The organism is Mycobacterium sp. IEC1808, from assembly GCF_002101935.1.
In the GTDB taxonomy this organism is placed as follows: domain Bacteria; phylum Actinomycetota; class Actinomycetes; order Mycobacteriales; family Mycobacteriaceae; genus Mycobacterium.
Map to the genome: position 1 here is coordinate 415,746 of NZ_LQPV01000005.1, position 25,142 is coordinate 440,887.

Consider the following 25,142-nt stretch of genomic DNA (forward strand, 5'->3'; position numbering starts at 1 on the left):
TAGCGGCGGTGCCAGGGATGAGGATAGGGTAACCAAACCAACAACTTAGGGCAGGCTTTGCTAATTCAGGGAGGATTCGTGGTGCGTGCCCCGGCGTGCTCGGAGGACATCCGCGCGGAGGTCGCCGAGCTGCTCGGCGTCCGCGCCGACGCGATTCACCCAGGTAGCAACCTCATCGGCCAGGGCCTGGACTCCATCCGGATGATGACGCTCGCCGGTCGGTGGCGCCGCCAGGGCATCGCCGTCGATTTCGCCGCCCTGGCCGCGGCGCCGACGATCGAGGCCTGGTCCGAGCTGGTGACGGCGAGCCCGGCCGCCGACGAACCGCCCCCGCCGGCCGAAGCCGAACCCTCGGGGGAGGGCGAGCCCTTCCCGCTGGCGCCGATGCAACACGCGATGTGGGTCGGCCGCCAGGACAACCAGCAGTGGGGCGGCGTCGCCGGGCACCTGTACGTCGAGTTCGACGGCGGCCCGATCGACCCGGACCGGCTGCGGGCGGCGGCCAACCGGCTGGCCCTTCGCCATCCGATGCTGCGGGTGCGATTCTCGGCCGACGGCACGCAGCGCATCGCCGCCGCCGACGAGTGCGGGGAATTCCCCGTCTCGGTGGTGGACCTGCGCGACCAGCGGGACCCGGTCGAGCCGCGCCTGGCGGCCCTGCGCGAGGCCAAATCGCACCAGCAGCTCGACGGCGCGGTGTTCGAACTCGCGGTGACGCTGCTGCCCGACGGGCGGTCCCGGCTGCACGTCGACCTGGACATGCAGGCCGCCGACGCGATGAGCTACCGCACGCTGATGGCCGACCTGGCCGCCCTGTACCTCGGCCGGGAACTGCCCGAATTGGGTTACACCTACCGCGAATACCGCCGGACCGTCGCGCGCCAGGAGGCGCAGCCCCAGCCGCAGCGCGACGCCGAGCGGGATTGGTGGGCCCAGCGCATTCCCGACCTGCCGGACCCGCCCGCGCCACCGTCGACGGGCGGGCGGGGGTCACGCACCAGCACCCGTCGCTGGCATTGGCTGGACCCGGCGACCCGCGATGCGCTGTTCGCCCGCGCCCGAGCCCGCGGCATCACCCCGGCGATGACGCTGGCCGCGGCGTTCGCCGACGCGCTGGCCCGCTGGTCCTCGCCGCGGTTCCTGCTGAACGTGCCGCTGTTCGGGCGCCAGGCGCTGCACCCCGACGTCGAGAAGCTGGTCGGCGACTTCACCTCGTCGCTGCTGCTCGATGTCGACCTGACGGACGCCGACACTCCGGCCGCGCGGGCGCGCGCGGTGCAGGACGCGATGCGAACCGCCGCCGCCCATTCCTCTTATCCCGGGCTGTCCGTGCTGCGCGACCTCAGCCGCCACCGCGGCACCCAGGTCCTGGCGCCGGTCGTCTTCACCAGCGCGCTGGGCCTCGGGGAACTGTTCAGCGCCGATGTCCCAAGGCAATTCGGCGCACCCGCCTGGATCATTTCCCAAGGACCGCAGGTGCTGCTCGACGCGCAGGTCACCGAGTTCGACGGCGGCGTTCTGGTGAACTGGGACGTGCGCGACGGTGTCTTCGCGCCGGGCGTCATCGACGCGATGTTCGCCCACCACATCGACGAACTGCTACGGCTGGCGGCCAGCGACGACGCCTGGGACGCCGCCGCTTTGCCGGCGCTGCCGGACGCGCAACGCGCGGTTCGCGAGGCGGTCAACGGCCGCAGCGCCCCGCCGAGCGGGGAGGCTTTGCACGACGGGTTCTTCCGGCGGGCCGAGCAACAACCCGACGCGCCCGCCGTGTTCGCGAGCTCCGGCGACCTCACCTACGCGCAGCTACGCGACCAGGCGTTGGCGCTGGCGGCGGCGTTGCGGGCGGCGGGAATCCGCGACGGCGACACCGTCGCGGTGATGGGTCCGAAGACCGCCGAGCAGCTGCCGGCGCTGCTGGGGATCCTGGCCGCCGGCGGCGTGTACCTGCCGATCGGCGTCGACCAACCACGCGACCGTGCGGAGCGCATCCTGCACACCGGTGGGGTGCGGCTGGCCCTGGTGTGCGGCGGGCAGCGGCTGTCGCTGCCCGTCCCCGCGTTGGTGATCGCCGACGTGCTCCGCGAGCCGCCCGCCATCGCTGACTTTCCCTTCGCCAGAACGGATCCCGCCGAGCTCGCCTACGTGTTGTTCACGTCGGGCTCCACGGGGGAGCCCAAGGGCGTCGAGCTGACGCATGACGGCGCGATGAACACCGTCGAATTCCTCAGCCGCCACTTCGAGATCGGCGCGGCGGACCGTTGCCTTGCCCTTTCGACGCTGGAATGCGACCTGTCGGTGCTCGACGTCTTCGCAACCCTGCGGGCCGGCGGCGCGATCGTCGTGGTCGACGAGGCGCAGCGACGCGATCCGGACGCGTGGGCCCGGCTGATCGACACCCACCAGGTCACGGTGCTGAACTTCCTGCCGGGCTGGCTGGAGATGTTGGCCGAGGTCCAGGCGGGCAACCTGTCGTCGCTGCGGGTGGTGGCCACCGGGGGCGACTGGGTGCGGCCCGGCCTGGCCCGCCGGCTGCAGGCGCGGGCGCCGCACCTGCGCTTCGCCGGGCTGGGGGGCGCGACCGAAACGGCCGTTCACGCAACCATTTTCGAGGTCGACACCGATATGCCCGAGGACTGGACCGCGGTGCCGTACGGCACGCCGTTCCCCAACATCGCCTGCCGCGTCGTCGGCGACACCGGCGCCGACTGTCCCGACTGGGTGGCCGGTGAGCTGTGGGTGTCCGGCCGCGGCATCGCCCGGGGCTATCGCGGGCGCCCCGAGCTGACCGCCGAGCGCTTCGTGGTCCACGACGGCCGAACCTGGTACCGCACCGGCGATCTGGCGCGCTACTGGCCGGATGGCACCCTCGAGTTCGTCGGCCGCGCCGATCACCGGATCAAGGTCAGCGGGTATCGCGTCGAGCTCGGCGAGATCGAGGCGGCGCTGCGACGGGTGCCCGGTGTCCGCGCGGCCGTGGCCGCCCTGGTGCCCGGCTCCGGTGGCACTGACGTGCTGAGCGCGGCGGTCCGAGTCGACGACGCCACGTTAACCGCGCGGCGGATACGCGAGCTGCTCGCCGATCTCGTTCCCGCGCACATGGTTCCGCAGCACATATCGCTGACCGACCGCATCCCGTTCACCGACGGCGGCAAGATCGACCGGCGCGCGGTCGGTCGTCAGCTGGCCGAGGCGGTCGACTCCGGCGAGGCGTCCGCGCCCTATCAGGGCCCGCGCACGCAACTGGAACGGGCGCTGTGCCACATCATCGCGGACCTGCTCGAGCGGGACACCGATGCGGTGGGTGTGCACGACGACTTCTTCTCGCTCGGCGGCGATTCCGTCCTTGCGACGCAGGCCGTCGTCGGCATCCGCCAGTGGCTCGACTCGCCGAGCCTGATGGTCGCCGACGTCTTTGCCGCCCGGACCGTCGCCACGCTGGCCGACTTGCTGACCGGCCGGGAGGCGAACGGCGACCGGCTCGAGCGGGTGGCCGACGTGTATCTGGAGATCGCGGACATGTCGAGCGCCGAAGTGTTGTCCGCGCTCGACACCGCCCCCGCGCCGGCACGGCGCGAGTTCAAGCCGTGGGTGAAGCGGTTTACGGCGAGCGCCGCCCGCGGCTCGGTGGTTGTGTTCCCACACGCCGGCGGTGCCGCGGCGGCGTATCGGTCGCTGGCGAAAGCGTTGTCGTCCAGTGACGTTGACGCCTTCGTGGTGCAGTACCCGCAGCGGGCCGACCGGCGGACCCACCCCGCGGCCGAGAGCATCGACGCGCTCGCCCTCGAGTTGTTCGAGGCCGGCGACTGGAGCTCGGTGGCTCCGCTGAGCCTGTTCGGGCATTGCATGGGGGCCGTTGTGGCGTTCGAGTTCGCCCGGGTCGCCGAACGCAATGGCGTGCCGGTACGCGTCCTGTGGGCCTCGGCCGGGCAGGCACCTTCGACGGTCGAAGCCTACGGACCGTTGCCGACCAGCGACAGCGGCGTGCTGGCGGACATGATCGATCTCGGCGGCACCGACCCCGAGCTGCTGGACGACGAGGAATTCATCGAACTGCTGGTGCAGGCGGTGCAGGCCGACTACCGGGCCCTGAACGCCTACTCGTGCCGCCCCGACGTGCGCATCGCCGCCGACATTCACGCCGTCGGCGGCGATCGCGATCACCGGATCAGCCGGGAAACCCTGGCACGCTGGGAAACCCACACGTCCGGCCGATTCACGGTGTCGGAATTCGAGGGTGGCCACTTCTACCTCCACGATCACCTCGACGCGGTCGCCCGGATGGTGAGCGGCGATGTCCGATAACGATCCGGTCGTGATTGTCGGGTTCGCCCTCGAGGCGCCCGGCGGCGTGGAAACCGCCGACGACTTCTGGGCGTTGCTGTCCGAGCAGCGCGAGGCGCTCGGCCCGTTCCCCACCGATCGGGGCTGGGCGCTTCGCGAGCTGTTCGACGGGTCGCGGCGGGACGGCTTCAAACCCATCCGCGACCTTGGTGGATTCCTCTCGACTGCAACGGCATTCGACCCGGAGTTCTTCGGCATCTCACGACGGGAAGCAACGGCCATGGACCCCCAGCAGCGGGTCGGGCTGCGGGTGGCGTGGCGGAGCGTGGAGAACAGCGGCATCAACCCCGACGACCTCGCAGGCCACGATGTTGGTTGCTACGTCGGTGCGTCTGCGCTGGAGTATGGCCCCGCCCTTTCCGAATTCTCCGACCACAGCGGGCATCTGATCACCGGGACGTCGCTGGGCGTCATCTCGGGGCGCATCGCCTACACGCTGGACCTGGCCGGGCCGGCGCTGACGATAGACACCGCCTGCTCGTCAGCGCTCGCGGCGTTTCACACCGCGGTCCAGGCGATCCGGGCCGGCGACTGCGACCTCGCGCTCGCCGGCGCGGTGTGCGTGATGGGCACCCCGGGCTATTTCGTCGAATTCTCCAAAAAGCACGCCCTGTCCGACGACGGCCATTGCCGGCCCTATAGCGCGCTCGCCAGCGGAACCGTCTGGGCCGAGGGCGCGGCCATGTTCGTGCTTCAGCGCCGGTCCCGCGCGGTGGCCGACGGGCGTCGCATCCTCGCCGAGGTGCGGACCAGTTGCCTGAACTCCGACGGACGCAGCGACGGCCTGATGGCGCCCAGCGGCGACGCGCAGCTGCGACTGTTTCGGCGCGCCATCGCGCAGGCCGGCGTCGAGCCCGTCGACGTCGGGATGGTCGAGGGGCACGCAACTGGCACCCGGCTCGGTGACCGGACGGAACTGTGCTCACTCGCGGCCAGTTACGGGACCGCGCCGCCCGGGCGCGGGCCGCTCTTGGGCTCGGTCAAGTCGAACATCGGCCATGCGCAAGCCGCCGCCGGCGCGCTGGGCCTCGCCAAGGTCATCCTGTCCGCCGAGCACGCCGCCGTTCCCCCGACGCTGCACGTCGACGAACCCAGCCGCGAAATCGACTGGGAGAAGCAGGGTTTGCGGCTGGCCGACAAACTGACACCGTGGCGGGCCGTCGACGGATGGCGAACCGCGGCGGTATCCGCGTTCGGGATGAGCGGCACCAATACCCATGTGATCGTCTCGATGCCGGATAACGGGTCGCCCGATGGCCCTTAACCGACTGCCCGACGGTCGCGTCCCGGTGCTCCTCAGCGCGCACGCTGACGATCTCGTGCGCGAGGACGCCGGCGCGATCGCCGACTACCTCGAGCGCTGTCCGAAAACGACCGTGGACCAGGTGGGCCGTCAGCTGCTGCGGACCCGGCGGGTGCGCCGACACCGCGCGGTGCTGCGCGCCGCCGACCGGGCGGAGCTCATCGGTGGGCTGCGGGCGCTGGCCGCGGGGCGCGAGCATCCGCTGGTCGCGCGTTCCGCGGCGGATTCCGCGCCGCGGCAGGCCTTTGTGGTCCCCGGTCAGGGTGTGCACTGGCCGGGCATGGGCGCCGTCGCGTACCGGGCGCTGCCAACCTATCGGGCGGCGGCCGATGACTGCGTCGCGGCGTTCGAGGCCGCCGGCCACGTGTCACCGCTGCGCTACCTGACGGTCGGGGACGAGCCGCGGGCCTTCTCCGAAATCGAGGTGCAGGGCGCGCAATTCGTCCATGCGGTTGCGCTGGCGGAGGTTTGGCGGTCGTGCGGCGTGCTTGCCGACCTCACCATCGGCCAGAGCCTCGGTGAGGTCGCCGCGGCCGTCGTCGCCGGCGCCATGACTTTGCCGGACGCCGTCGCCGTCGTCGCCGCCCGGGCCGCCGTGGTGGACCGCCTTCCGGGTCGCTACGCGATGGCCACGCTGGGCGTCAGCGCCGACGCGGCCGGCGCGCTCATCGCGGCGGCGGACGGCTGGGTGGAGCTGGCGGTGGTGCACTCGGCGTCCACCGTGGCGGTGTCGGGCGAACGCGACGCGGTGCTGGCGATCGCCGACGCGGTGCGCTCGCGCGGTCAGTTCGCCCGCGAGATCACCGCCGGCTTCCCGGGACACACCAGCGTGCTCGAGCCGCTGCGCGACGAGTTCGTCGCGCGGCTGCCCGCCTCCGAATTCCTAGAGTCCCCGGTGCAATTCATCGGCGGCGCGACCGGCGACGTGGTGACACCCGACGAGCCATTCGGTGACTACTGGTATGCCAACCTGCGCAACACGGTGCGATTGGACCGCGCGTTCGCCTCGGCGATCCGTTGCGGCGCGGGGTCCTTCGTCGAGTTGTCGGCCCATCCGGCGCTGCTGTTCACGATCGGCCAGACCTTCGAGGAGGACGCACCGGACGGCCCCGCGGTGCTGGTCGGTTCGGGCCACCGCGACGAGCCGGTGCTCGAGGCGCTGTCGGCGAACATCCTCACCGCCGCCGTCGCCGACCCCGGTTACACCTGGGGCGACTACGTGGGCGTCCCGACCGCCGGCAACGTTGGCCTACAAGGGTTTCCGAACGCTCCGATGCGCGCGATCCCGATGTGGGCGCACCCGGCTCGGCTAGCACCCGTGTCGGCAGCCAGAGCGCCCGACATCGTGATGGAGCACTGGCAGCGGGCAGTATTTCCCGCACCGGGGCCGCTCACCCGAATCGCGGTGATCAGCATTGGCGCCGAAGGCCCAGTGGCCCGACCGCTGCGCGCGGCGATCGAGTCCCACCCCGCCGCCGAGCTCAGCGAACCGCGGGACGCCGAAATTGTCGCGGTTATCGCGCCGGCCATCGACGGTGCCGGCGCGCAGCGGGCCGCCGAGGCGCTCACGGGCCTGGCCGCGGCCGGCCTGCTCGACTACGCGAATTCGCCGGGCCCCCGCTGCCACACCGTCTGCCTGCTCACGGTCGCCGCCGACCGCGTCGGCCCGCGCGACGCGTCGTCGGCCGGCCACGCGGCGTTGGCCGCGATGCACCGCAGCGCCGGATTCGACCACCCCGAACGATCTTTCACCCACCTGGACCTGCCGTCGTGGGAGCTGACGCCCGCCTCCGGCTCCACCGCCGTCGACGCCGTGCTGTCCGGCGCCGGCGAACTCGCGCTGCGCGGGCAGGCGCTGTTCAAGCGCTCGTTCCGCGACGCAGCCACCGCTGCGCACTGGCCACTCGACTCCGGGCTGCTCGATGACGTGGTCATCACCGGTGGTGCCGGTGCCATCGGTCTGCACTACGCCCGCTATCTCGCCGAGCACGGCGCACGACGCATCGTCCTGGTGAGCCGCCGCAGCGCCGATCCCGCAGTGCTGAAAGCCCTGGCGGCCGAATACGGCACCGAGCTGGTGCCCGCGCCCTGCGACCTCACCGATCGGGCCCAATTCGCGCTCACCGCAGCACGATACGGAGCCGCCGGTGCGTCGCTGATCGTGCACGCGGCGGGCAGCGCCGGCTTCCACGCGGGCGCCGTTCTCACGGAGGCCGCCCTCGCCGAGGCCTTCGCCGCCAAGGTCACCGGACTGGCCCACCTCGCCGAACTGTGGCCGGTGCGCGCCGGCGCGCGAATGCTGTTGTGCTCGTCGGTATCCGGGCTGTGGGGTGGACGCGGACACGCCGCCTACTCGGCGGCCAACCGCCTGCTGGACCACATGGCCGCCGAACTGCGCGCCGCGGGCCGGCACTGCGTGTCGGTGCGGTGGGGCCTGTGGCAACCGTCGTCCGGTGGTGAGTCGGGCCGGGGCATTCTGGATGCGGCCGAGGTGGAAAACATTGAGCGTTCTGGGCTGCGGCCGATGACGCCGCGGGACGCGATCGAGGCCAGCCTGCGCGACTGGCACGACGATCCGCTGGTGTTCGCGGCCGACGCAGCCCGGCTGCGAATATTCCTGGGCGGCAGGCGGTCCGAACCGGCCGAACACCGCAACGCCGCACAGCTTCCGGTCGTCGACGTGGTGCGCAGCCAGTTGGCGGCCGTCCTCGGGATCGAACGGGCCGGCGAACTGAACCTCGGCGAATCGCTTTTCGACCTGGGCGTCGACTCGATGCTGGCGCTGGACCTGCGCAAGCGCCTCAAATCGACGATCGGCCGAACGGTGTCGCTGGCGACACTGATGGGCGACATCACCGGCGCCCAGCTTGTCGAACAACTCCAGAGCGCTGACGAGCGCTCCGGCACAGCACAGAAGGTGGAGGTTTCGCGTGACTGACATCGCCGACACCGGCGCCCGCCTGGAACTGCTTCGGCGCCGGCTTGCCGACCGCGGCCTCTCGGCCGACACCGCGGAGACCGACGCTCCCGCAGACGACCAGCTCTCCGACGGCCAGGCCCGAATGTGGTTCGTACACCTGGCCGACCCCAGCGGCGCGCTGCTCAACGTGTGCGTCTCGTACCGGATCACCGGCGACATCGACCTCGTCCGGCTGCACGACGCCGTCGACGCGGTCGCCCGCCGCCACCCGATCCTGCGCACCACCTACACCGTCGGCGACGACGGCACCCCCCGGCCGACCGTGCAAGACGATCTCCGCCCGGGCTGGGCGCAACACGACCTGACCGACCTGTCCGAACACGCGCGCCGGCTTCGGCTCGAGGTGCTGGCCCAGCGCGAATTCTCCACCCCCTTCGACCTTTCCAAAGACGCGCCGCTGCGGATCACCGCCGTGCGCATCGCGGCCGACGAGCACGTGCTGCTGTTGGTGGCCCACCACATCGCCTGGGACGACGGCTCGTGGCGGGTGTTCTTCGGCGACCTCACCAACGCCTACGAGGGTGCCGAGCTGGCGCCCTACCGCCCGGTGGCGCCGTCCGTGCCCGACACCACCGAAGCCGATCTCGACTACTGGCGCGCCGTCATGGCCGACCCGCCGGAGCCGCTGGAGCTCCCCGGCCCGGCCGGGACGACCATGCCGACCAACTGGCGGGCCGCCCGCAGCGAACTGCGGTTGTCCGGCGACACCGCCCAGCGGGTGATCGCGATGGCGCGCGAAACCGGCTGCACCCCATACATGGTGCTGCTGGCCGCCTTCGGCGCCCTCATGCATCGCTACACCCACAGCGACGACTTCCTGGTGGCCGCACCGGTGCTCAACCGCGGCGCCGGAACCGACGACGCCATCGGCTATTTCGGCAACACGGTGGCGCTGCGGCTGCGACCCCGGCCGGCGATGAGCTTTCGCGAGTTGCTCAAGTCGACGCGCGACGTGGCAACCGGAGCGTTTGCGCACCAACGGGTCGGCCTCGATCGCGCCGTGCGCGAACTGAACCCCGATCGCCGCCACGGCGCGGAACGGATGACCCGGGTCAGCTTCGGATTCCGCGAGCCGGACGGCGGCGGGTTCCGCCCGCCCGGCGTCGAGTGCGAGCGCTACGGCCTGCGCAGCAACCTCACCCAGCTGCCGCTGGGCTTCATGGTCGAATTCGACGGCACGGGTGCGCTGGTCGAGGCCGAACACCTACTGGAGATCCTCGACCCAGCGCTGGTGCGCCAGATGCTGCATCACTTCGCCGTGCTGCTGGACGACGCACTGGCCGCACCGGACCGGCCGCTGGCCGGGCTTGCGCTGCTGGACGAGGCCGACGCCGCCTGGCTGCGTGAGGTGTCGCACGGCGAGGCGTTCCAGACCGCCCCCAAAACGCTGGCCGACCTGGTCTCCGAGCAGGCCGCGCGGACCCCCGACGCCGTCGCCGTCGCCTACGAAGGCCGCCGGTTCGCCTACCGCGACATCAATGAGGCGGCAAACCGGTTGGCGCACTGGCTGATCGAGAAGGGGATCGGCAGCGAGGACCGCGTGGCCGTGCTGCTCGACAAGTCGCCGGACCTGGTCGTCACCGCGGTCGGCATCGCCAAGTCCGGTGCGGTGTACGTACCGGTGGACCCCAACTATCCGCGGGACCGTCTCGATTTCATCCTCGAGGACTGCGACGCGAAGCTGGTGCTGCGCGAGCCGGTGGCCGACCTCGCCGCCTGCCGCGCCGACGACCCCACCGACGCGGACCGGGTGCGGCCGCTGCGGCCGGAAAACACCGCGTACCTGATCTACACGTCGGGCACCACCGGGTTGCCCAAAGGCGTTGCGGTGCCGCACCGTCCCGTCGCCGAATACTTCGTCTGGTTCAAGGGCGAGTACGGGGTGGACCACACCGACCGGCTGCTGCAGGTCGCCTCGCCAAGCTTCGACGTGTCGATCGCCGAGATCTTCGGCACGCTGGCCTGCGGGTCGCGAATGGTGATCCCGCGCCCCGGCGGGCTCAACGACATCGGCTACCTGACCGCCTTGTTGCGCGACGAGGGAATTACGGCAATGCATTTCGTGCCCTCGCTGCTCGGCCTGTTCCTGTCACTGCCCGGCGTCAACCAGTGGCGGACGTTGCAGCGGGTGCCCATCGGCGGCGAACCGCTGCCCGGCGAGGTGGCCGACAAGTTCCACGCGACCTTCGACGCGCTGCTGCACAACTTCTACGGTCCGACCGAGACCGTGATCAACGCCAGCCGGTTCAAGGTCGAGTGCCCGCAAGGCACCCGCATCGTGCCCATCGGCCGGCCCAAGATCAACACCACGATGCACCTGCTCGACGATTCGCTGCGACCGGTGCCCGTCGGCGTGATCGGCGAGATCTACCTCGGCGGAACGCATCTGGCGCACGGATACCATCGCCGCGCCCGGTTGACCGCCGAGCGGTTCGTCGCCGACCCGTTCAATCCCGGCGCCCGGATGTACCGCACCGGGGACCTGGCGCGCCGCAACGCGGACGGCGACGTCGAATTCGTGGGCCGCGCCGACGAACAGGTCAAGATCCGCGGCTTCCGGATTGAACTCGGTGACGTCGCCGCGGCCATCTCGGTCGACCCGACGGTCGGGCAGGCGGTCGTGGTGGTCAGCGACCTGCCGGGACTCGGCAAGAGTCTGGTTGGCTACGTGACGCCCGCCGCGGGAACGTCCGAGGTCGACCTCGACCGCATCCGGGCCCGCGTCACCGTGGCGCTGCCCGAATACATGGTCCCGGCGGCATACGTTGTGCTCGGCGAGATCCCGATCACCGCGCACGGCAAGATCGACCGTGCCGCGCTGCCAACCCCGGAGGTGAGTTCCGGTGCGGAGTTCCGTGAACCGGCATCGGCCACGGAGCGGCGCGTTGCCGAACTGTTCGCCGAGTTGCTCGACCGCGACCGGGTTGGCGCCGACGACTCGTTCTTCGACCTGGGCGGCCACTCGCTGCTCGCGACGAAGTTGGTCGCGTCGGTCCGTAACGCGTTCGGCGTCGACGTCGGCGTGCGGGAGGTTTTCGAACTCGCGACGGTGGCGCGGCTAGCCGCGCACATCGACGCCACGGATCAGGCGTCGGCGCGGCCACGGCTGACCGCGCTGGACCGCAGCGGGCCGGTTCCGCTCTCGTCGTCGCAGCTGCGCAGCTGGTTCACGTATCGCTTCGACGGGCCCAACGCCGTCAACAACATTCCGTTCGCGGCGGCGTTGCGGGGCCCCTGCGACACCGACGCGCTGGCGGCGGCCGTCACCGACGTCGTGACCCGGCACGAGATCCTGCGCACCACCTACCGCGAGATCGACGGCGTCCCGCACCAGATCGTCCACCCGCCCGCCGAGGTTCCGGTGCGCCGCGCCAACGGACCCGACGAGGAATGGCTTAAGGCCCAACTGGATACCGAGCGCCGCTACGTCTTCGACCTGGAGACCGACCTGCCGATCCGGGCAGCGGTGCTCGGCACGCCGGACCGGAACGTCCTATCGGTGGTAGTGCACCACATCGCCGGCGATCACTGGTCCGCCGGTGTGCTGTTCACCGACCTGCTCACCGCGTACCGCGCCCGCCGCGGCGGCCGAGCCCCCGCGTGGGAACCGCTGCCCGTGCAATACGCCGACTACGCCGCGTGGCAGGCGGCGCTGCTGGAGGACAACGCCGGCATCGCCGGACCGCAGCGCGACTACTGGACCCGCCAGCTCGAGGGGCTGGCGGACGAAAACGGCCTGCGCCCAGACTTTCCCCGGCCGGCCGCGCTCACCGGCGCCGGTGCTGCCGTCGAATTCGGGTTCGTCGCCGCGACCCGCACCAAGCTGAGCGCCCTGACCCGCGAGCTCGGCATCACGGAGTTCATGCTCCTGCAGGCCGCCGTTGCGGTGGTGCTGCACAAGGCCGGCGGCGGCCCGGACGTTCCGCTCGGCACCCCGGTCGCCGGGCGCAACGAATCCGACCTGGACCGCCTCGTCGGGTTTTTTATCAACATCGTGGTGTTGCGGAATGATCTGCGCGGCAACCCCACATTGCGCGAGTTGCTACAGCGGACCAGGGACATTGCTTTGGCCGCGTACGCACATCAGGACCTGCCGTTCGACCAAGTGGTGGACGCCGTCAGGCCCGCCCGGTCGCTGTCGCGCAACCCGCTGTTCGACGTGGTGGTGCACGTTCGCGAACAGTTGCCGCAAGACCGGGTGATCGACAGCGGGCCGGACGGCGACACCACGTTCACCGCGCTGGAGCCGGACTTCGACGTGGCGCACGCCGACATGTCGGTCAACTTCTTCGCGGCCGAAGACGGCTACCGCGGCCACGTCATCTATCGCCCCGAGCTGTACCGGCGCGCCACCGCGGAACGCTTCGCCGAGTGGCTGATCCGCGTCATCGACGCGTTCGCCGACGACCCCGATCAACGGTTGCGCGACGTCCAGATCACCGACGCGCAAGAACGACAGCGCATTCTGGCCCGGTGCAACGACGGCGACGGGGCCGCTCGGGTGTACCTGCTGGACTCCTGGCTGAACCCCGTGCCGCCCGGGGTGGTGGGCGACGTCTACTACGGTGGCGGCCCGGCGGTCATCGGCCGGCTGGCGCGGGCGTCGCTCACCGCGACCCGCTTCGTCGCCGATCCGTATGCCGCCCAACCGGGTTCGCGGCTGTACCGCAATGGCGAACGCGGCATGTGGACCGACGACGGTCAACTCCAGTTGGTCGCCGACATCGAGCGACCCGCACCGACGCCGGCGCCCGGGGGCCCGGCCGAACCGCCCGACACCGCCACCGAGCGGGCGCTCGCCGAAATCCTCACCGACATGCTCGACACCGCCGAAATCGGTCGGCACGACGAATTTTTCAATCTGGGTGGGGACAGCATCCTCGCCGTGCGGGTCGCCGCCCGGGCCCGCGACGCCGGAATGCCGCTGACCCCGCGGATGATCTTCGAACAGCCCGTGCTCCACGAGCTCGCCGCCGCTCTGGACGCCAAGTCGACCGCCGAAACCGACCCCGAGGACAGCGGCTCCCACGCGCCGATGAGCACTTCGGGCCTTTCCGCCGACGAGCTGGCGGCCCTGACCTCGTCCTGGGGTGATCGGCCGTGACCCGAGCCGACCCGCGGCCGGCCATCGAGGATGTGATGGCGCTCAGCCCCCTGCAGCAGGGGCTGTTCTCGATGGCGACGCTGGCCTCCGAAGACGGCTCGGGCGCCGACCCGTACGTCATCGCGATGGCCGCCGACGTGGCGGGCTCGCTCGACGTCGCGTTGTTGCGCGAGTGCGCCGCGACGCTGCTGATACGGCATCCCAACCTGCGGGCCAGCTTCATCCACGGCGACCTGAGCCGGCCCGTCCAGGTAATACCGAGCAGCGCCGAACTGCCGTGGCGGTGCGTGCCCGCCGAGCCGAACGAGGTCGAGGCGCTGGAAGCCGAAGAGCGCCAACGCCGTTTCGACGTGGGTCGCGGCCCGCTGATCCGGTTCCTGCTCATCGAATTGCCGGAGCAGCGGTGGCATCTGGTCATCGTCGCGCACCACATCGTCATCGACGGCTGGTCGCTGCCGCTGCTGGTGTCCGAACTCCTGGCCCTGTATCGGGCCGGGGGAGACGCCGCCGCGCTGCCGCCACGGCCGCGGCCGTATCGCGACTACATCGGCTGGCTGGCCAACCGGGACCAGGCGGCCAGCCGCGCCTTGTGGGCCGCGCACCTCGACGGCACGGACGGGCCCACGCTGCTCTCGCCGGCGCTGACCGCCACCTCGCTGGCGGCGGGCATACCGCGACGCACCACGCTGCGCCTCGACCCCGAGGCGACCGCCGCGCTGGCCGACGCCGCCCGCACCCGCGGTGTCACCCTCAACACGCTCGTCCAAATGGCCTGGGCGACAATACTATCGGTCTTCACCGACCGCGACGACGTGACGTTCGGGGTGACCGTGTCGGGCAGGCCGGGCGAACTGCCGGGCGTCGAATCGATGGTCGGCATGTTCATCAACACCGTCCCGTTGCGGGTCCGCCTGGACCCGCGCAAGCCCGCCGGAACGCAATGCCTTGCGTTGCAACGCGAATCCGCCGCGCTGCGGGACCACAGCTATCTGGGTCACGCCGAGCTGCGAGCGATCGCCGGTGTCGGTGAGATGTTCGACACGCTGCTGGTGTACGAAAACTTCCCGCCCGGTGAGGTCGTTGGGGCCTCCGAATTCGTCGCAAACGGCGCGACCTTCCGTCCGGTGGCTCTGGAAAGCGTGTCGCATTTCCCGGTGACCATCGCCGCCCACCCGAGCGCCGACGGACTCACGGTGCTGGTCGAGGTGCTCGACGGTGCGCTGGGCGCGACCGCGCCGGAAGACCTCGGGAATCGGCTGCTGGCGGTGGTGCAGCGGTTGGTGGACAAGTGGGACCGGCCGCTGCGCGAGGTCGACATCCTGCTCGAGGGCGAGCGCGACCCGGCCCCGGCGGACCTACCGGAGGCGCTGGCGGTCCCGGTGCACGCCCGCTTCGCCCAAATCGCCGCCGCGCAAGGCGATTCGACGGCGGTCAGCTGGGCAGACGGGCGGCTGACCTACGGTGAGCTCGACGCGCTTGCCGATCGGGGGGCGGCCGCACTGCAGCGCGCGGGCGCGGCCGGCGAGACCCCGGTGGCGATCATGCTTCGCCGCGGCCCGCTCTATGTGGCCGCCATGCTGGCCGTCCTCAAAGCCGGCGGCCTGATCGTGCCGCTGGACCCCGGCATGCCGGGCGAGCGGATCGCCGAGATCCTGCGCCAGACGTCGGCTCCGATCGTCGTCGACGAGGACTTCGTCGCCAACGCGACCGCCGAGAGCGCCGATTACCAGGCCGTCGCGGTCCCGCTGGACCATGCGGCCTACGCCGTCTTCACCTCGGGCACCACCGGCGCACCGAAGGGCGTCATCGGTACGCACCGCGCGCTTGCCGCGTACATCGACGACCATATCGAGCGCGTCCTTCGGCCCGCCGCCGTGCGTATCGGGCGGCCGCTGCGCATCGCGCACGCTTGGTCGTTCACCTTCGACGCGGCGTGGCAGCCGTTGGCGGCCTTGCTCGATGGGCACTCGGTGCACGTCGTCGACGACGAGCATCAACGTGACGCCGAGACGCTGGTCGACGTGATCGACCGCTTCGGGCTGGACATGATCGACACCACGCCGTCGATGTTCGGCCAGCTGCACAACGCGGGGCTGCTAGGTCGGGTGCCGCTGGCGGTGCTCGCGCTCGGCGGCGAAGCCCTCGGCGTCGCCGCGTGGCGGGCGATCCAAACCGAATGCGCCCGAACGGCGATGACGGCCTTCAACTGCTACGGACCCACCGAGACCACGGTCGAGGCCGTCGTCGCGGCCATCGGCGAACACACCCGGCCGACCATCGGGCGTCCGACCCGCAGCACCCGCGCCTACGTCCTGGACGCCTGGCTGCGGCCGGTGCCCGACGGGGCCGCCGGCGAGCTGTACCTGGCCGGCGATCAGCTTACCCGCGGCTACCTCGGGCGCGCGGCCGAAACCGCAACGCGTTTCGTCGCCGAACCGAACGGCCGGGGCACCCGGATGTACCGCACCGGAGATGTGGTGCGCCGCATGCCCGACGGTGGCCTCGAGTTCCTCGGGCGCAGCGACGACCAGGTCAAGATCCGCGGTTTCCGCGTCGAGCCCGGCGAGATCGCGGCCGTGCTCTGCGGCCACGACCGGGTGCGCGGCGCCCACGTGATGGCCCGCCACCACGCCCATGGGCCCCGGCTGACCGCCTATGTGGCGGGCGGGCCCGACCGGCCGGCGCTGGCCGAACTGCGTGCGATGCTGCTCGACCGGCTGCCGCGCTACCTGGTGCCTCATCACATCGTCGTCGTGGACGAGTTGCCGCTGACCCCGCACGGCAAGATCGACGAAAAGGCTTTGGCGGCAATTGATGTCGTCGATGGCCCCGCCGTCCCGCCCGATACGCCGACCGAGGCGACGCTGGCCCAGGCGTTCACCGACGTCTTGGGCGGCGCCGACGTCGACGTCACGACGAGCTTTCTGGACTTGGGCCTGGACAGCATCTCGGCCCTGTCGGTCGTGCAGGCCGCCCGCCGTCGCGGTCTGGCCCTGCGGGCGCGGTCGATGGTGGAGTGCGACAGCATCCGCGAACTCGCGGCGGCGATCGACTCCGACGCCGCCCGGCACGCGGCGCCGGGCGGCGCCGCAGAGTCCGGCGAACCGATCCCGGTGTTGCCCAGCGTTCATTGGCTCTACGAGTACGGCGATGCCCGACGGCTCGCGCAGACCGAAGTCATCAGGCTGCCCGACACGATCACCCGAGACGGTCTGGCGGCGCTGCTGCGCGCGGTCATCGACGGGCACGAGGTGTTGCGATGCCGGCTGGACCGCGACGCGATGACGCTTGTCGCACAACCGAACGTCGACATCCTCACTGAGGCGTGGGTGGGCGGCGAGCCGGCCAACGACGTCGCCAAGCATGTCCTCGAGGCGGTGGAGAGCCTCGACCCGCTGGCCGGTCGGCTGCTGTCCGCGGTGTGGCTGCGCCGAGCAGACGAGCCCGGGCTGCTGGTGCTGACGGCCCATGTGCTGGCGATGGACCCGGCCTCCTGGCGCATCGTGCTGGGCGAGCTCGACGCCGGCCTGCACGCCCTGGCCGCGGGACGCACGCCGGTACCGGTCCGCGAGCACACCACTTACCGCCAGTGGTCACGCCTACTCGCCGAGCGGGCGAAAATGCTGACCACTCAAGCATTTTGGGCCGCCGAATTGCGGGGCGCCGATCCGGCGCTGGGCGCCCGCCGGTTGCGGACGCAGACCGACCGCGCCGGCGACCTGGCGGTCAGCGTCTCAGCCTGCGGGCCAGAGCTCACACGGCGGCTCCTCGCGGCGGCGCAGCCGATGGGCGAACTGCTGATCACCGCGGCCGCCCGGACGGTGACCGCGTGGCGGAGGCGGCGCGGTCAGGACACCCCGGCCCCGCTGTTGGCGCTGGAGACGCACGGCCGCACGGAATTGGGAATCGACACCGATACCGGCGACACCGTCGGGTTGCTCAGCGCGATCTACCCGTTGCGCATCCACTCCGACGGGCCCACCGACTTGGCCCGAATTCCCGGCAGCGGCGTCGATTACGGCCTATTGCGTTACCTGCGGCCCGATACCCGACTGCGCGAACTCCCCGAACCGCAACTGCTGCTCAACTACCTCGGCAACCTCCACGTCGGCGTCGGGGACCTCGAGCTGGATCGCGAGCTGATGGCCGAGGTCGACCGGGTGCCCGAGCCCGACCAGGCGGTGCGCCACGAACTGACCGTGGTTGCCGGCATCCTCGGGACCGGTGCCGACCGCGTGCTGGCCACCCAGTGGCGGGTGCTGCCCGACATTCTGGGTGAGGCGGAAATCGCCGAGCTGCAAGGACTTTGGACCGAGACATTGCGGGAGATGGCGGAATGAGCACACTTGCGATCCTCGGCGCCGGAGCCAAAGCCGTGGCCGTCGCGGCCAAGGCATCGGTGCTGCGCGACATGGGCGTCACAGGAGTTGACGTCCCCGGCATCGTCGCGGTCGACCGCATCGGGGTGGCGGCCAACTGGCAGGCCAGCGGAGGATGGACCGACGGTGCGCATCGGCTGGGCACCAGCCCGGAAAAAGACGTCGGGTTTCCCTACCGCTCTTCGCTGGTGCCGCGGCGCAACGCCGAGCTCGACGAGCGGATGACCCGCTACAGCTGGCAGTCGTACTTGATCGCCACCGCGTCGTTCGCAGAGTGGATTGACCGGGGGCGCCCGGCGCCGACCCATCGCCGGTGGAGCCAGTACCTCGGCTGGGTCGCCGACCAGGTCGGCCTGAACGTGGTGCTCGGCCAGGTCGAACGGCTTGCGGTCGACGGCGACCGCTGGGTGCTGCAGACCCACGAAACGACCGTGCACGCCGACGCCCTGATGATCACCGGCCCAGGACAGGCCGAAAAGTCCTTGCTCCCGGGCAATCCGCGCGTGCTGTCGATCGCCCAGTTCTGGGACCGGGCCGCGGCGGACGACCGGATCAGTGCCGAGCGGGTGGCGGTGATCGGTGGCGGTGAGACCGCCGCGTCGATGCTCAACGAGCTGTTCCGGCACCGGGTTTCCAGCATCACCGTCATCTCCCCGCAGGCGACGTTGTTCACCCGGGGCGAGGGATTCTTCGAGAACTCACTGTTCTCCGACCCCAGCGACTGGACCGACCTGACGCTGGACGAGCGCCGCGACGCGCTGGCGCGCACCGACCGCGGGGTGTTCTCGGCGAACGTGCAGGAGGCGCTGCTGGCCGACGACCGCATCCACCACCTGCGCGGCCGGGTTGCCCACGCCGTGGGCCGCGACGGGCAGATCCGGCTGACGCTGTCCACCAACCGGGGCAGCGAGAACCTCGAGACGGTGTACGGTTTCGATCTGGTCATCGACGGCTCCGGCGCCGACCCACTGTGGTTCACCTCGCTGTTCGGTCAGGACGCCCTCGACTTGCTCGAACTCGGGTTGGGTGGCCCGCTGACCGCCGACAGCCTGCAGGAGGCGATCGGCTACGACCTGGCCGTCACCGACGTCACCCCAAAGCTGTTCCTGCCCAACCTTTCCGGACTCACCCAGGGTCCCGGCTTTCCCAACCTGAGCTGCCTCGGGTTGCTGTCCGACCGGGTGCTGGGTGCCGCTGGGCTGTCGGCGGGTTCTGGAACCCAACGAACGACGAGGAGAAGCGATGAGCACCAACCCCTTTGACGACGACGACGGCGCCTTCTATGTGCTGATCAACGGGGAAGAGCAGCACAGCCTGTGGCCCGCGTTCGCCGAAATCCCGGCCGGCTGGCGCGCGGTCTTCGGCGAAGCGAGCCGGTCGGCGTGCCTGGACTACGTCGACGAGAACTGGGCCGACCTGCGGCCCAAGACGCTGCGCGAGGCCATGGCGGGCGACTGAGCGCCGCCAGCGTGCCCGTACCGTGACCCGCCCGAGACCAAGAACAGCGGGCGCCGGGGGCAGAATCACAACTCTTACTCACCAGGGGGAGGACCTGACCATGAGAACGAAACCCTTGAAGTCCTTGGCCATCGGCGCGATAGCGATGGGCGCGGCGGCCGTCGGCGTGACGTCCGTCGCTCCCGCCGCCGCCACACCGCTGCCGCAGGATCCGCCGCCGGCGCCGGGACTGCCGAGCCCGGACCAGTTGTCCAACCTGTGCGTCCAAGCCACCGATCCCGGCGTGTCGTACACGACTAAGACCAACCTGGTCCAAAACGGCATCGCTCCGGACGAGGGCCATGTGGCCGACCATGACCTGCGGAAGGCGTACCGCAACGGAAACTTCCCGGAGACGTTCGCCGTCACGAACATTGCGCCGGCCGGCCCGAACGCGGCCCAGGCCGACGTGGCCATCTCGGGTCCGAGGTTCGCCGGGCCCGTCGAAAAGCACCTCGCGTTCGTCAACGAGGGCGGCAACTGGATCCTGCAGCACGACGCCGCGATCGCGCTGATACAGGCCGCCACCGCGACGAACTAGCAAAGCCGAGTGGCCTGTGCACCCACATAGCGGGCGCACAGGTTGTTCACACGGCGTGGCCGTAACGTCTCGGTGCGCAAACACGAAACAACAATCGAAAGACGCACATTGGCACGGTCCGTCGAGCGTGCCCGCCCAAGGGGGGACCATGAAAACCGTTAAGTTCTTCGCCGGCGGTGCGGCAGCGCTGGCCGTCATCGGGGGAGCGGCCGCCGGCATCACGTCCATTGCGGCGCCGGGTGAGCAGGCCTCGGTGCGGCTGATCGCGGTCGGCGCGCCGTTGCCGATGGACCCGCCCCAGGCGGTAAACGTGCCCACGGCCAATCAGTTGACCGGTCTGCTGAACAGCCTTGCCGATCCCAGCGTTTCGTTCTCCAACAAGAGCAACCTGGTCGAAGGCGGCATCAGCGGGATCGAAGCGCACGTCGCCGACAAGAAGCTGCAGAAGGCGGCCAAGAACGGCGACCTGCCGCTGACGTTCGGCGTCTCCAACATCCAACCGACCGCGGCGGGGTCCGCGACGGCCGACGTGGCGGTCTCGGGTCCCAAGCTGACGTCGCCGGTGACCCAGAACGTCACGTTCGTCAACCAGGGCGGCTGGGTGCTGTCGCGCTCCTCGGCGATGGAGTTGCTGCAGGCCGCCGGTCAGTGATCGGCGCGCACGGCGCGCAGGTCTAGTTTGGCGATCCGGTCCGGGTCGGCCAGCACATCGATGCTGGCCACCAGCCCGTCGCGCACCACGAATCCCATGATGGCCGTCGGCCGCCCGGCAACGAATATGACCGCGCCGGCGGCGCCGTTGACAATCGCCGGGCGCACCTCGCGCTCCGGTCCCGCGTAGCCGCGGGCGAGTTTGGCCACGGCTGTCGGGCCCTCGGCGCGGAATACGTTGGCGCCCTTGCCCAAATCCCCCCGCAAAACGACGCCGGGATCGAGCACCGACACCAGGCGGTCGAAATCGCCGGCGCGGCCCGCGGCGAAGAACGCGTCGACCGCCTCTCGTTGCGCGGCGACGGCGCTGTCGGGGGCCGGATCGGCCTCCTGGATGCGCCGGCGGGCCCGGCTGGCCAGCTTGCGCGTCGCCTCCGGCGTCCGCTCCACGATGGGCGCGATCTCGTCGAACGGTACGGCGAACACGTCGTGCAGCACGAAGGCCAGCCGCTCGGCCGGCGGCAGCGTGTCCAGCACGACAAACAACGCCAGCCCCACCGCGTCGGCCAGCATCGCCCGGTGTTCGGGATCGAATTCGCCCTCGGCATCGACGATCGGATCCGGCAGCTGCCCGACCGGTTCCTCACGGCCGCGCCCGTGCCGGTCGCGCAACGCATTCAGGCAGATGCGGGCCACCACGGTGGTCAGCCAGGCGTCCAGGTTGGCGATGTCCCCAGCTCCGGTGAGCCGCAGCCACGCCTCCTGCACGGCGTCCTGGGCGTCGTCGACCGAGCCCAGCATGCGGTAGGCGAGGGCGCCCAGCCTCGGCCGCGCGTGCTCGAAGCGCGCGGACAGCGAAGCGTCCGCCGCGGTCACGCGCGACCGGTCTCGGGCAGGGCGCAGACCCGGTTACCGGAGAAGCCGGAGGACCCGATGTCGAGCGCGATGTTGAACCGGGCGCGCAGGTTCCCCAGTGTGATGACGTGGGTCAGACCGACGAGTTGCGGCGTGTCGAAGTGGGCGCGCAGCGCCTCGAAGAGCCCGTCGCTCACCTCGACCGGGGTGCGGCTGATCGCGGTGGCGTACTCCAAGATCAGCTTGTCGAGCTCAGAAAAGCACGACGCGTTGCGGTAGTCGGCCATCCCGAGCAGCTCCTCGTCGGTGATTCCCCATTGGCGGGCGATCTGTGAACCCAGGTCGATGCAGTACTCGCAGCCCACGGTGGTCGCCGACTTCAACTCGGCCAGCGCGCGCTGGCGGGGGCTGAGGATATCCAGCTTCGACTCGGCCTGCTCCAGCTTGCCGTAGGCGTTGAGCAAGCGCGGGATGTGCGCGTACATGCGCAGCGGTTCCAGCATCCCCGCCGTCTCCAGGCCGGCCATTTGCGACAGCTTGCGCTTGGTGAAGAAGAAGGCGATCTTGGCGCCCAGTGTGGCGTCGCGGTCCGAGACTCCTTGCAGCCGAGGCATGGCGGTCCTCCTTGAATGTCGTCCTACTAGGTCGACACCGGGCGACGCCCTAACGTGACGGCTAGGCCGATGGTGGCGACCCGCGGCGCCCGGCTACGCCGCGCTTGCGATCGCCACTAGGCCTGCTGGCTCAGCGGCATATCCATGTCGAACACCCGGGCGTGCAGCACCGTGCGGTTTCGCAGCGCGGCGCGCACGGCACGGTGCAGGCCGTCCTCCAGGTAAGTGATGCCCCGCCAGCGCACGGCGTGGGGAAAGAGGTCGCCGTAAAAGGTGGAATCCTCCGACAGGAGGCGGTCCAGCGCCAGCACGGTCGTCGTCGTGACCAACTCGTCGAGCCGGATCTGCTGGGGCGGTATTTGGGACCAGTCCTTGTAGGACAGCCCGTGATCCGGGTATGGCTTGCCCTCGCGCACACCCTTGAAGATCATCGGCGGGCCTTCATCGACGTCCGCGAAGCGTCGCCTGGGCCCGACCGGTACATGCAGGACAGGCTAGCGGGGAACTCGCCGGAGTTCGCCGCCAGCCGACCGCTAATGGCGGTTGGCACCCTTGGCGACCCGTAAAATGGACGCAATCAAGGAGGTGGGAGCCGATGGGAAGCGCCGACGAGCGTCGCTTTGAGGTGCTGCGCGCCATCGTCGCCGACTTCGTCGCCACCAAGGAACCGATTGGTTCGAAGTCATTGGTGGAGCGGCACAACCTGGGCGTCTCGCCCGCCACGGTCCGCAACGACATGGCGGTGCTGGAGGCCGAGGGGTACATCACCCAGCCGCACACCAGCTCCGGGCGGGTGCCCACGGAAAAGGGCTACCGCGAATTCGTGGACCGGCTCGACGACGTCAAGCCGCTGTCGTCGGCTGAACGGAGCGCGATCCAAAGTTTCCTGGAATCCGGCGTCGACCTCGACGATGTGCTGCGCCGCGCGGTGCGCCTGCTGGCGCAGCTGACCCGCCAGGTGGCGGTGGTCCAGTACCCGACGTTGTCGACGTCGACCGTGCGCCACCTGGAGGTGATCGGGCTGACGCCGGCGCGGCTGTTGATGGTGGTCATCACCGATTCCGGCAGGGTGGACCAACGCATCGTCGAACTCGGCGACGTCATCGACGACCACCAGCTTTCCCAGCTGCGCGAGATGCTCGGCCAGGCCTTGGTGGGCAAGCGGCTTTCCGCCGCGTCGACCGCGGTCGCCGACTTGGCCGGGGAGCTGCACGGGCGCAGCGGGCTGGCCAACAACCTCAGCGACGCCGTCGGCCGTTCGGCGACGGTGTTGCTGGAGTCGCTGGTGGAGCACACCGAGGAACGCCTGCTGATGGGCGGCACCGCCAACCTGACCCGCAACGCCGCGGACTTCGGCGGCTCGTTGCGGTCCATCCTGGAGGCCCTCGAGGAGCAGGTGGTGGTGCTGCGGTTGCTGGCCGCCCAGCAGGAAGCCGGCAAGGTGACGGTGCGCATCGGCCACGAGACGGCCGCCGAGCAGATCGTCGGGGCCTCGATGGTGTCCACCGCGTACGGTCACTCCGATACCGTGTACGGCGGCATGGGTGTGCTGGGTCCCACCAGGATGGACTATCCGGGAACTATCGCCAGCGTGGCTGCGGTTGCGATGTATATCGGCGAAGTGTTGGGTGCCCGATGACCGTGCCCCCGCACCGGAGTTTGTGGACGGCCGCGTAGCCGCGGCTTAAGACGTTTCAGGAGAGTCAGGCGTGGCACGCGACTATTACGGGCTGCTCGGCGTGAGCAGGAACGCCAGCGATGCGGAGATCAAACGCGCGTACCGCAAGTTGGCGCGCGAGCTGCATCCGGACGTCAACCCCGATGAGGCCGCGCAGGCAAAGTTCAAGGAGATCAGCGTCGCCTACGAGGTGCTGAGCGACCCGGAGAAGCGACGGATCGTCGACCTAGGGGGCGATCCGCTGGAGAACGCCGCCGCGGCCGGCGGCGGTTTCGGCGGCTTCGGGAACCTGGGCGACGTGTTCGAGGCCTTCTTCGGCGGCGGCTTCAGCGCGGGCTCGGCCTCGCGCGGGCCCATCGGGCGGGTCCGTCCCGGCTCGGACTCGCTGCTGCGGATGCGGCTGGACCTCGAAGAATGCGCGACCGGGGTGACCAAGCAAGTCACCGTCGACACCGCGGTCCTGTGCGACCGCTGCCAGGGCAAGGGCACCAACGGCGACTCCGTGCCCGTTCCCTGCGACACCTGCGGTGGCCGCGGCGAGGTGCAGACCGTGCAGCGTTCGCTGCTGGGCCAGATGGTGACGTCACGGCCGTGTCCCACCTGCCGCGGTGTCGGTGTGGTCATTCCCGACCCGTGCCACCAGTGCATGGGCGACGGCCGGGTGCGGGCCCGCCGGGAGATCAGCGTCAAGATCCCGGCCGGCGTCGGCGAGGGCATGCGCGTCCGGCTCGCCGCCCAGGGCGAGGTTGGGCCCGGGGGAGGGCCGGCCGGTGACCTCTACGTCGAGGTCCATGAGCAGGCCCACGACATCTTCGTACGCGACGGCGACGACCTGCACTGCACGGTCTCGGTGCCGATGGTCGACGCGGCGCTGGGCGTCACCATCACCATCGACGCCATCCTGGACGGCACCAGCGAGATCACCATCCCGCCGGGCACGCAGCCCGGCACGGTCATCACGCTGCGCGGCCACGGGATGCCGCACCTGCGCTCGGGCGCCCGGGGCAACCTGAACGTCCACGTCGAGGTGGTGGTGCCGAGCCGCCTGGACCACCGCGACACCGAACTGCTGCGCGAGTTCAAGGACCGCCGCAGCCGCGATGTGGCCGAGGTCCGCTCGACACACGCCGGCGGCGGGCTGTTCAGCCGGCTCCGCGAGACGTTTACCGGGCGCTAGTTCCCCAGGAGCCCCGCAC

Annotated in this window: 14 protein-coding genes; 11 read left to right on the forward strand and 3 right to left on the reverse strand. The window is 70.6% G+C overall.

Annotation, left to right across the window (positions count from 1 at the left end; translation table 11 throughout):
• Positions 1-78: 78 nt before the first annotated feature.
• The 9 genes from AWB92_RS03045 to AWB92_RS03085 all read left to right on the forward strand — a co-directional run bounded on the left by AWB92_RS03045 (position 79) and on the right by AWB92_RS03085 (position 20,800).
• The gene (locus AWB92_RS03045; RefSeq protein ID WP_085183987.1) at positions 79-4,305 is read left to right on the forward strand and encodes a non-ribosomal peptide synthetase; all 4,227 of its coding nucleotides are present in this window, start codon (positions 79-81) and stop codon (positions 4,303-4,305) included.
• Entirely contained in the window at positions 4,295-5,608 is a 1,314-nt protein-coding gene (locus AWB92_RS03050; RefSeq protein ID WP_085183988.1) for a polyketide synthase, read from the forward strand. Before AWB92_RS03045 ends, AWB92_RS03050 begins: the two co-directional genes overlap by 11 nt.
• Complete coding sequence (gene mbtD / locus AWB92_RS03055) at positions 5,598-8,585, forward strand: mycobactin polyketide synthase MbtD (RefSeq protein ID WP_085183989.1); 2,988 nt, start codon at positions 5,598-5,600, stop codon at positions 8,583-8,585. The genes AWB92_RS03050 and mbtD overlap by 11 nt, the downstream gene beginning before the upstream one ends.
• Positions 8,578-13,731: a non-ribosomal peptide synthetase gene (locus tag AWB92_RS03060; protein ID WP_085183990.1), complete on the forward strand. Its 5,154-nt coding sequence runs from the start codon at positions 8,578-8,580 to the stop codon at positions 13,729-13,731. Before mbtD ends, AWB92_RS03060 begins: the two co-directional genes overlap by 8 nt.
• A 35-nt stretch (positions 13,732-13,766) precedes the next feature.
• Positions 13,767-18,071 (forward strand): non-ribosomal peptide synthetase, encoded by a 4,305-nt coding sequence (locus AWB92_RS03065; RefSeq protein WP_085184083.1) that lies wholly within the window; start codon positions 13,767-13,769, stop codon positions 18,069-18,071.
• Entirely contained in the window at positions 18,068-19,372 is a 1,305-nt protein-coding gene (gene mbtG, locus AWB92_RS03070; RefSeq protein WP_085183991.1) for an NADPH-dependent L-lysine N(6)-monooxygenase MbtG, read from the forward strand. The genes AWB92_RS03065 and mbtG overlap by 4 nt, the downstream gene beginning before the upstream one ends.
• Complete coding sequence (locus tag AWB92_RS03075) at positions 19,353-19,568, forward strand: MbtH family protein (protein WP_085183992.1); 216 nt, start codon at positions 19,353-19,355, stop codon at positions 19,566-19,568. Before mbtG ends, AWB92_RS03075 begins: the two co-directional genes overlap by 20 nt.
• 100 nt (positions 19,569-19,668) lie before the next feature.
• Complete coding sequence (locus AWB92_RS03080; protein WP_085183993.1) at positions 19,669-20,148, forward strand: hypothetical protein; 480 nt, start codon at positions 19,669-19,671, stop codon at positions 20,146-20,148.
• 148 nt (positions 20,149-20,296) lie between these two features.
• The gene (locus tag AWB92_RS03085) at positions 20,297-20,800 is read left to right on the forward strand and encodes a hypothetical protein (RefSeq protein WP_068136668.1); all 504 of its coding nucleotides are present in this window, start codon (positions 20,297-20,299) and stop codon (positions 20,798-20,800) included.
• On the opposite strand, the gene AWB92_RS03090 is transcribed toward AWB92_RS03085, so the two are convergent.
• The 3 genes from AWB92_RS03090 to AWB92_RS03100 all read right to left on the reverse strand — a co-directional run bounded on the left by AWB92_RS03090 (position 20,794) and on the right by AWB92_RS03100 (position 22,699).
• Positions 20,794-21,675, reverse strand: a complete 882-nt coding sequence (locus tag AWB92_RS03090) for a sigma-70 family RNA polymerase sigma factor (RefSeq protein ID WP_085183994.1) — start codon at positions 21,673-21,675, stop codon at positions 20,794-20,796. The genes AWB92_RS03085 and AWB92_RS03090 overlap by 7 nt on opposite strands.
• Positions 21,672-22,268 (reverse strand): carboxymuconolactone decarboxylase family protein, encoded by a 597-nt coding sequence (locus AWB92_RS03095; RefSeq protein ID WP_085183995.1) that lies wholly within the window; start codon positions 22,266-22,268, stop codon positions 21,672-21,674. The genes AWB92_RS03090 and AWB92_RS03095 overlap by 4 nt, the downstream gene beginning before the upstream one ends.
• Positions 22,269-22,384: 116 nt before the next feature.
• Entirely contained in the window at positions 22,385-22,699 is a 315-nt protein-coding gene (locus AWB92_RS03100; RefSeq protein WP_068110252.1) for a type II toxin-antitoxin system VapB family antitoxin, read from the reverse strand.
• Positions 22,700-22,863: 164 nt separating this feature from the next.
• Between AWB92_RS03100 and hrcA the strand changes: the two genes are divergently transcribed.
• Both hrcA and dnaJ read left to right on the forward strand, forming a co-directional pair.
• Complete coding sequence (gene hrcA / locus AWB92_RS03105) at positions 22,864-23,907, forward strand: heat-inducible transcriptional repressor HrcA (protein ID WP_085183996.1); 1,044 nt, start codon at positions 22,864-22,866, stop codon at positions 23,905-23,907.
• Between the two features lie 70 nt (positions 23,908-23,977).
• A complete protein-coding gene (gene dnaJ / locus AWB92_RS03110; RefSeq protein WP_085183997.1) occupies positions 23,978-25,123 on the forward strand; it encodes a molecular chaperone DnaJ in 1,146 nt (381 codons plus the stop codon).
• Positions 25,124-25,142 lie beyond the last annotated feature (19 nt).